The organism is Archangium sp. (assembly GCF_036389735.1).
In the GTDB taxonomy this organism is placed as follows: Bacteria; Myxococcota; Myxococcia; order Myxococcales; family Myxococcaceae; genus Archangium.
On sequence record NZ_DASVWK010000310.1, the window covers coordinates 1 to 9,263 of the forward strand.

Annotated in this window: 6 protein-coding genes; 5 read left to right on the plus strand and 1 reads right to left on the minus strand. The window is 67.9% G+C overall.

Going from position 1 to position 9,263, the window contains the following annotated elements; translation table 11 throughout:
- Nucleotide 1: 1 nt before the first annotated feature.
- Both VF794_RS10965 and VF794_RS10970 read left to right on the plus strand, forming a co-directional pair.
- A complete protein-coding gene (locus tag VF794_RS10965; RefSeq protein WP_331109468.1) occupies nt 2-1,531 on the plus strand; it encodes a hypothetical protein in 1,530 nt (509 codons plus the stop codon).
- An 11-nt stretch (nt 1,532-1,542) separates the two neighbouring features.
- A complete protein-coding gene (locus VF794_RS10970) occupies nt 1,543-2,172 on the plus strand; it encodes a pentapeptide repeat-containing protein (RefSeq protein WP_331109470.1) in 630 nt (209 codons plus the stop codon).
- Nucleotides 2,173-2,202: 30 nt separating this feature from the next.
- Here VF794_RS10970 and VF794_RS10975 read toward each other — a convergent pair whose 3' ends face one another.
- On the minus strand, nt 2,203-3,186 hold the full coding sequence (locus VF794_RS10975; RefSeq protein ID WP_331109479.1) for an NAD-dependent epimerase/dehydratase family protein: 984 nt from the start codon (nt 3,184-3,186) through the stop codon (nt 2,203-2,205).
- A gap of 198 nt (nt 3,187-3,384) precedes the next feature.
- On the opposite strand from VF794_RS10975, the gene VF794_RS10980 reads away from it, so the two are divergent.
- The 3 genes from VF794_RS10980 (at nt 3,385) to glgX (ending at nt 9,105) form a co-directional block, all read left to right on the plus strand.
- Entirely contained in the window at nt 3,385-3,723 is a 339-nt protein-coding gene (locus VF794_RS10980) for an SWIB/MDM2 domain-containing protein (protein ID WP_331109472.1), read from the plus strand.
- A 163-nt stretch (nt 3,724-3,886) separates the two neighbouring features.
- Complete coding sequence (treY, locus tag VF794_RS10985) at nt 3,887-6,970, plus strand: malto-oligosyltrehalose synthase (protein ID WP_331109474.1); 3,084 nt, start codon at nt 3,887-3,889, stop codon at nt 6,968-6,970.
- On the plus strand, nt 6,967-9,105 hold the full coding sequence (gene glgX / locus VF794_RS10990; RefSeq protein ID WP_331109476.1) for a glycogen debranching protein GlgX: 2,139 nt from the start codon (nt 6,967-6,969) through the stop codon (nt 9,103-9,105). Before treY ends, glgX begins: the two co-directional genes overlap by 4 nt.
- The last annotated feature ends 158 nt before the right edge of the window (nt 9,106-9,263 follow it).

Consider the following 9,263-nt stretch of genomic DNA (forward strand, 5'->3'; position numbering starts at 1 on the left):
CGTGCCGCCACCGGCCCCCCGGGAGCGCATCTCCCTCGCGCCGGAGCCGGGCCTGGAGTCGGCCAGCGTGTACGCGGTGGGCTTCCTGGAGCCCGGTGCCGTCGCCACCCGGCCGGTGTCCCTCCCCAGGGCCGAGTTCCAGCAGGCCGTCCAGCGGCTCTCGCGCGATGTGCGGCTGGGGCGCGGCAGTCCCAAGGAGGCCGCCCGTGAGCTGCTGCGCCTGCTGCCATCGCCCCCTGGGACCGAGACAGTGGAGGGCAAGGGGGACTGGAGGCTGGAGACGTATCGGGGCCACGCCTACTCCCTGGTGCCCGAGAAGCAGGAGGGCCCGATTCACCTCATCCCCGAAGCCGATGAAAAGCTGAAGGCCAGGTACCTCACGTGGTGCGAGGGCCAGGGCGGAGGTGACTGCCTGGGCCTGCTGGACGATGGGCCCTCCCTGCGCACCGATGACCGGCGCACGCTGGCCCTGGCCCTGGCCTTCGGCTCGGTGCTGGAGGAGACGCATCAGGCCCTGGCTCGCGAGCTGCTGGACGTGAGGGCGCTGGTGAGCATGGTCGTCTGGACGGTGGCCCTGTACTGCATGTTGTGGCTGGTGCCCGAGCCGACGACCAAGGCCGTGGCCGCGAGCCTGACGCTCATTCTCATCGGCTACCTGGGCCTCAAGACGGTGTACGGGCTGATGGACGGGTGGGCCCGCATGGCCGACACGGCGCACCACGCCACCTCCTTCGAGGAGCTGCGCGCGGCGGGTGGGGAATTCGGCAAGGTGCTGGGCGAGGACGCGGCGAGGGCCATGATTCTCGCGGTGGCCACCCTCAGCGGACACACGCTGGGGCAGGTGGCCTCGCGGGTGAAGTCGCTGCCGGGCTACAGCCTCGCGGGAGCGCAGTGGGAGGCGCAGGGCGGCGCCGCGGCCCTGGCGCCTGAGATGGCGGCGGAGATGGCACTGGCGCACGAGGGGGCCCTGGCCCGGGCGGTGGCGGCGGTGGACACGGTGGCCACGTCGCCGCAGGGCCCCCTGGCCGTGGTGATGCTCAAGAAGGGCTCGGGCAGTGGGGTAACTGCGCCTGGGGAGCGCGGCTCCACCACGGTCATACGGCACCGGGGCGGCAATCGGCAGGTAGAACTCGGCAATGGGCAACGCTGGCACCTGCCACGTGGCAAGTCGGTGGGAGACATTCCCGCCGAGGACAAGGTGGGCGACCTACTCCAGGAGGTTGTCACCAAGGCCGCGAAGGAGTGGGGGCCAGAGGCGCTCACACGCAACGAAGAAAACGCCATCAAGGAGGCTCTGAGGAAGGGAGAATACTGGTTGGCGCGGTTGTTGGAACGTGAGGCCCGGGGGCGCTTCGTGCATGAAAAGGTGAAAAAACAGTTCCAACACCTCTATCGCTTCAAGCACCAGGGGGTCGACGTGGTTGACCTCAAAACGGGCTGCAAGTACGAGATTCTCTCCGGGACGGCGTCGAACCTGGCACGCCACGGCAGGCGCATGGCGGGCGAGTTCTTCCGGATGCTCACCTTCTGAGAGGGGCGGCCATGGACTGGCTCGGCAACATCATCATCAATGACAAGGAGATGGAAAACGAGCGGCTGGAGCTGACGGACAAGGACGCGCACTATTTCCTCGGTCCCAACCTGACACTGCGCAACTGCATCGTCGTCCTGAAGGTTCCCGCCAGTCGCCTGCTCATCAACCAGGCCCGGTTCATCAACTGCACCTTCGAGGTGAAGCAGGAGTTGAAGAACCACCAGCAATGGATAGGTGCCTCCCTTGAGGGCTGTCGGTTCAAGGGGCGGCTGTCGGGGTGCGACTTCGGGAACTGGCCCAGCTACCCCGGGGGGGCGTGGGAGCATGCTGCCATTGAGGACTGCGACTTCACCGAAGCCCGGCTGGACGGGTGTCGCTTCATGGGTTGTGACCCCGCCAGCCTGCGCTTTCCCAAGTGGCCCTGTTTCACCTTCCTGGACCCCATCCGCCGGGCCTCCGAGCTACACAGCGCCAGGTGGCCGGCTCTGTTTGATGAAATGGTCATCAAGGATCTACACACCCAACCAGCCCCCACCAAGGCCTTGGCGTTGTTCGCTCCGGCTGAAGCGAAGCGGTTCGACACCACCCCGGAAGCCCTCAAGGCCGTCATCGAGAAGCTCGACTGCATCGTCTACTGACGCTCGCGACTCACTCTCTTCCCGCGTCCCTCACAGCCACCCGTGCTCCTTGTACCAATGCGCGCAGCGGCGGATGGAGTCGGCCGGATCTCGCGTGGCGCGGAAGCCCAGCAGTCGCTCGGCCTTGGCGCTCGAGCACGTCCAGCCTGGCGCCAGGAGCTGCTGAGCGAACTTCCGGTTGAGGGGCAGGCGTCGGCCGGTGAGCCGCGTCACCCCGTCCGCCACGCTCGCCAGTGCCGTCAGCACCGCGGGGGACAGGCGCAGCGTGCGAGGGCGCACCCCCAGCGCCTCGGCCACGAGACCCTGCAACTCCTCCAGCGTGAGGGGCTGGGGGTGGCCCACGAAGAAGGCCTGGCCCAGGGCCTCGTCCCGCTCCGCCACGAGCAGGAGCAGGTCCACCACGTCCTCCACGTCCACCAGCGTCAACGGCTGGGGGCCTCCGCCCAGCTCCAACCGCAGGCCCCTCGCCACCAGCTTGAAGAGCAGGAGGTTCTCGCGATCTCCCGGCCCCACGATGCGCGGCGGGCGCACCACCGTCACCGGCAACCGGTCCGCGTACGAGAAGGCGATGCGCTCGGCCTCGGCCTTGCTCTCGCCATACCACTCCGTGGGTTGGAGCGGCTCCTCCTCCACCCTGGACCTGCCGAGGGGGGAGGGCCCCGAGGCACCGAGCGAGCCCGCCAGCACCAGCCGAGGCTTGCGCGCACCGGGGAGCGCCACCATGGCCTCGCACAGCAGCCGCGTCCCCTCGGCATTCACCTTGAAGAAGTCCTCGCGGTTGGCGGCGCGGCGCACGCCCGCGAGGTGGAACACCACGTCGCGTCCCTCGACCGCTCGGGCCAGACTGGCCGCGTGCGTCACGTCTCCTGCTACAGGCTCGTAGCGCAGTCCCGCCAGGCTCGAGACGTCGCTGCCGGGCCGCAGCAGACAGGCCACTTTCAGCCCTCGCGCGCTGAGCGCGCGCACCAGCCAGGAGCCGAGGAAACCGTTCGCGCCCGTGATGAAGATGTTCAACATGGTGTGTTCTCCTTGAGAAAACACTCTTCCTTTCCGAGGAAGAACCACTATTTTCCCCTCGGCCCTCAGAGGGAAAAATGCAGCGGAGGGCTGTTTTTCGGCCTCGGGCGTGCTAGGAGCGCTCGACGGCTCAGGGTGTGAACAAGCCGTGCAACGCCCCCGGAGACTCGAACAGGGGGAGGAGATCCGAACAGAATGGCCGCCAAGAAGACCACCGCCGCGAAGAAGGCTCCCGCCGCCGCGAAGAAGGCTCCCGCCGCCAAGAAGTCCGCTGCTGGCAAGCGCAAGCCCAACGCCGCGTTCATGAAGGAGATGACCCCGTCGCCCGAGCTGGCCGCGGTCGTCGGTAGCAAGCCGATTCCCCGCACCCAGGTCGTCAGCAAGATCTGGGAGTACATCAAGAAGAACAACCTCCAGGACGCGAAGAACAAGCGGCAGATCAACGCCGATGACAAGCTCAAGCCCATCTTCGGGGGCAAGAAGTCCGTCACGATGTTCGAGATGACGGCGCTGGTGAACAAGAACCTGTCCTGAACCGTTCCGCCGGTCCCACCGGTCGCAGTCCCTGGAGGGCTCGCCACCATGTGGCGAGCCCTCTTCACTTGCGGGGCCCTGGCGGCCCAAGAGCGTTGGGTAGCGTGCGGAAGGACGTCTCCGTGGTGGTCAGACGGGCAAGGCGAGCCTACGACTGGGCTGTATGCGACTCGAGGGGACGGAAACAGTGGGCGAAGTGAGTAGTGGAATGGGTGCGGAGGCACTGGCTGGAACGCTGTACTCGCGCGTGCGCGAGGAGGTGCTGGGGCGTGACACCCCGCTGTCCACCTATCGTTTTCAGCTTCACAAGGGCTTTCCCTTCACCGCGGCGCGGGAGGCGGTGCCCTACCTGGCTCGCCTGGGGCTGACGGACGTCTACTGCTCGCCCTACCTCAAGGCGACCCCGGGCAGCACCCACGGCTATGACTGCGTGGACCACAAGCAGCTCAACCCCGAGGTGGGCTCGCCCGAGGAGCATGCGGCCTTCTGCTCCACCGTGCGTGAGCATGGACTGGGGCAGGTGCTGGACGTGGTGCCCAACCACATGGGCATCGAGTCCTTCAACCCGCTGTGGTTCGACGTCCTGGAGAACGGCCCCGCGTCCCTGTACGCGCGCTTCTTCGACATCGACTGGCAGCCGGTGAAGGACGAGCTGCACAACAAGGTGCTCCTGCCCGTGCTCGGGGACCAGTACGGGGTGGTGCTGGAGCGCGGCGAGCTGAAGCTGGGCTTCCGCGACGGCGCCTTCTTCATCCGCTACTACGACCGGCTCCTCCCGGTGGCCCCCCGGCAGTACGAGCGGGTGCTGCGGCGCGGCCTGGAGGAACTGGAGGGCCGGCTGGGCGCGGAGAACCCGCACCTCATCGAGCTCCAGTCCATCCTCACCGCCATCCACCACCTGCCCGTGCGCACGGAGACCGATCGCTCCAAGGTCATCGAGCGCAACCGCGAGAAGGAGGTCATCAAGCGCCGGCTGGCGGCCCTCGCCGCGGGCAGCCCCGAGCTGGCCGCCCACATCGCCGCCAACGTGGAGGCCCTCAACGGCTCTCCGGGCAACCCGCGCTCCTTCGACGCGCTGGATGCGCTCTTGGAGGGGTGCAGCTACCGGCTGGCCCAGTGGCGCGTGGCGGGCGAGGAGATCAACTACCGTCGGTTCTTCGACATCAATGGCCTGGCCGCCATCCGGGTGGAGGATCCGGACGTCTTCACCGAGGCGCACCAGCGCATCTTCGACTGGCTGCGTCAGGGCTGCGTCACCGGGTTGCGCATCGACCACCCGGACGGGCTCTTCGATCCCACGGCCTACTTCCTCAACCTCCAGGAGCAGTTCTTCGTGGAGCGGGCGCGGGCCGTCTTCGACGCCGAGCACGGGGAGAAGGCGGAGCTGTGGCCGGAGGTGGAGCGGCGGCTGCGCGAGCGCTGGCAGTCGGAGGCGGGGGCCCGGGTGGACTCGCCGCTGCGCAAGGCCCTCTTCGTGGCGGTGGAGAAGATTCAAGGAGGCCGTGAGCGCATCCCCGAGGGCTGGGCCGTGCATGGCACCACCGGCTACCGCTTCGCCAACGCGGTGGGGGGCCTCTTCGTCCGGCCGGAGGCCGAGGAGCCGCTGACGCAGACGTACCACCGCTTCATCGGCAAGGCGCCGGACTTCGAGGAGCTCGTCTACGAGAAGAAGCGCCTCATCCTGCGCGACTTCATGTCGAGCGAGCTGAACATGCTCGCCCACCGGCTCAACCGTGTGTCGGAGATGAACCGGCGCACGCGGGACTTCACCTTCAACAGCCTGCGTCGGGCGCTGGCGGAGTTCATCGCGCTCTTCCCCGTCTACCGCACCTACGTGGACGACTGGCGGCCGGAGCTGGACGAGCGCGACGTGCGCTACATCCAGGACACCATCCAGCGCGCCAAGGAGCGCAACGTCACCCTCAACGCCACCATCTTCGACTTCCTGGGGGATGTGCTGCTGCGGCGCTACCCGGAGCACCTGAGGCCGCACGAGCGCGCGGAGATGCTGCACTTCGCCATGAAGGTGCAGCAGTTGACGGGCCCCGTCATGGCCAAGGGGTTGGAGGACACCGTCTTCTACTTCTACAACCGGCTCGTCTCCCTCAACGAGGTGGGTGGAGAGCCGGAGCACTTCGGCACCTCCGCCGAGGTCTTCCACTCGCGCAACCTTGAGCGCGCGGAGCACTGGCCGGCGAGCATGCTCACCACCAGCACGCACGACACCAAGCGCAGCGAGGACGTGCGTGCGCGCATCAACGTCCTCTCCGAGCTGCCCGATGCGTGGCGTGAGCAGGTGGAGCGCTGGGCCCACCTGACGGCCCCGCACCGCAGCCCGCTCTCCGGGGGCTCGGCCCCCAGCCGCAACGACGAGTACCTCTTCTTCCAGACGGTGGTGGGCGCCTGGCCCATGGGCGACTCCCTCTCCACCGAGGGCCTGGCGGAGTTCCGGGGCCGCATCCGCGACTACATGCTCAAGGCCATCAAGGAGGCCAAGGTCCGCACCTCGTGGACGAACCCGGACCCGGCCTACGAGGAGGCCATGTCGCGCTACGTGGAGGCCTGCCTGGACGAGGGCAGGAGCAGCGCCTTCCTCAAGGAAGTGCGCTCCTTCAAGCGCCGCATCGAGCGGGCCGGGCAGCACAACGCGCTGGGGCAGGTGCTGATGAAGCTGGCCTCTCCCGGGGTGGTGGACACCTACCAGGGCACCGAGCTGTGGGACCTGTCCCTGGTGGATCCGGACAACCGGCGGCCGGTGGACTACGCCCTCCGGGCCCGATTGCTGGAGGCGTTGGATCGGGATGCGGAGGCGGACCGGCTCGGGCTGTGCCGCCGGCTGACCACGGACATGGACGACGGCCGGGTGAAGCTCTTCGTGCTGGCCGAGGGCCTGCGCCTGCGCCGCCGCCAGCACGCCCTCTTCCGCAAGGGGGGCTACCGGGCGTTGAACCTGCTGGGCCCGCGCGCGAGCGCCGCGGTGGCCCTCGCCCGCGAGCACGAGCGGGCCGTCGTCATCGCCGCCGCACCGCGCTATACGCTCCAGGCCCTGGAGTCCCCCGGGGGGCTCGCGGGGGCCTATGAAGAAACGTCCCTGGATCTGCCCGAGTCCTATGCGAGCATGACGTTCCGGGACGTGTTCACCGGACGGGAGGTCCGGCCAGGGCGTCAGGGCGGCAGCGTGGTGCTGCCCCTGTCACCGCTGCTGGCCGGCTTCCCGGTGGTGCTGTTGGAGAGGAGCGATGGATGAAGCGGGCCGAGGTGCTCCCGGGCAAGCCGTATCCCCTGGGCGCCACGTACCTGGGTAACGGGGTCAACTTCGCCGTCTTCAGCGAGCATGCGCGGAAGATGGAGGTGTGCCTCTTCGACCCACAGGAGCCCTCGCGCGAGGTCCGCCGCTACGTGCTGCCGGAGCAGACGCAGCACGTGTGGCACGGCTTCATCCCGGGGCTCCAGACGGGTACCCTCTACGGCTTCCGCGCCCATGGGGCCTACGAGCCCCGTCGCGGCCTGCGCTTCAACCCGCACAAGCTGCTGGTGGATCCGTACGCCCGTGCCCTCCATGGGCGGGTGGACTTCTCCGCCCCCGTCTACGCCTACGTGGTAGGTGATGAGGAGGAGGACCTCAGCTTCGACATCCGCGACAGCGCCCACGGCGTGCCCAAGGCGGTGGTCCTCACCGACGACTTCGACTGGGAGGGCGACAGCGCCCCCTCCATCCCCTGGAACAGGTCGCTCATCTACGAGGCCCACGTGAAGGGCCTCACCAGGCTGCACCCCGCCATCCCCGAGCACCAGCGCGGCACCTACGCCGCCATGGGCCACCCCGCCATCATCGAGCACCTCGAGAAGCTGGGTGTCACCGCGGTGGAGTTGCTCCCCATCCACTCCTGCGTGGACGAGCCCTTCCTCGTCAACAAGGGCCTCACCAACTACTGGGGCTATAGCTCCTTGAGCTACTTCGCCCCCGACGCGCGCTTCAGCTCCTCCGGCTCGCGCGGCGGTCAGGTGGCCGAGTTCAAGGCCATGGTGAAGGCGCTCCACCGCGCCGGCATCGAGGTCATCCTCGACGTCGTCTACAACCACACCTGCGAGGGCAACCACCGCGGGCCCACCCTGTCCTTCAAGGGCCTGGACAACACCGCCTACTACCGGCTGCTGGAGAAGGATCCGCGCTACTACCAGGACTTCACCGGCACCGGGAACTCGTGGAACGCCACCCACCCGTACGCGCTGAAGCTCGTCATGGACTCCCTGCGCTACTGGGTGCAGGTGATGCACGTGGACGGCTTCCGCTTCGACCTGGCCACCACCCTGGGGCGCGATCGGCACGGCTACGACACCCGCGCCGCCTTCTTCCAGATGGTGCACCAGGATCCGGTGCTCAACCGGGTGAAGCTCATCGCCGAGCCCTGGGACGTGGGCGACTTCGGCTACCAGGTGGGCAACTTCCCCGTGCTGTGGAGCGAGTGGAACGGCAAGTACCGCGACACCATCCGCCGCTTCTGGAAGGGCGATGACCGGCAGGCCGCGGAGATCGGCTACCGCATCACCGGCTCATCGGACCTGTACTCGCTGAGCGGCCGCAAGCCCACCGCCAGCGTCAACTTCATCACCGCCCACGACGGCTTCACCCTGCACGACCTCGTCACCTACGGCCAGAAGCACAACGAGGCCAACCTGGAGGAGAACCGCGACGGGGCCAACGACAACCACTCGTGGAACTGCGGCGTGGAGGGCGAGACGACCGACCCCGAGGTCAACGCCCTGCGCGAGCAGCAGAAGCGCAACTTCCTCGCCACGCTCTTCATGTCCCAGGGCGTGCCCATGCTGCTGGCCGGCGACGAGATGGGCCGCACCCAGCGCGGCAACAACAACGCCTACTGCCAGGACAACGCCCTGTCCTGGGTGGACTGGAACCTCTCCGAGTCCCAGCGCAAGCTGCTGGAGTTCACCTCGCAGTTGAGCCGGTTGCGCCGGGAGCAGCCGGTGCTCACCAAGCGCAAGTTCTTCCGCGGCTCCACCATCTGGGACAGCGAGCTGAAGGACCTGGCGTGGTTCCGCCCGGACGGGCTGGAGATGAAGAAGGAGGACTGGGAGAAGCCCCACATGCGCTCCATCTCGTTCCTGCTGGGCGGCGACGCCATCGCCACCCCGGATGACGAGGGCAACCGCATCGTCGGGGACACACTCCTGGTGTTGATGAACGCGGACCACGAGCCCATCACCTTCCAGCTCCCGGCCATCGAGTGGGGCGCGGACTGGGAGGAGCTGGTGGACACCGGGCAGTCCCGCGTCTCCCTCCACACCCATACGCCCGCGGGCGGCGCGGTCGTGGTGGCCAGCCGGGCCCTGGTGGTGCTACGCCGTCCGGCCACGGAGTAGGCCCTCCCAAGGGAATAAGACGTGCAAGGTTGTCGACGTGGGGCCGCCTGCCCGTTATAGGGGGGAGTCCGCCTCCTTTGACCGGATCAGGAAACACACTCGTGAACACACACGTCGCGCTCTGGGTGGGGTTCAACCTCTTCGTCGTGGCCATGCTG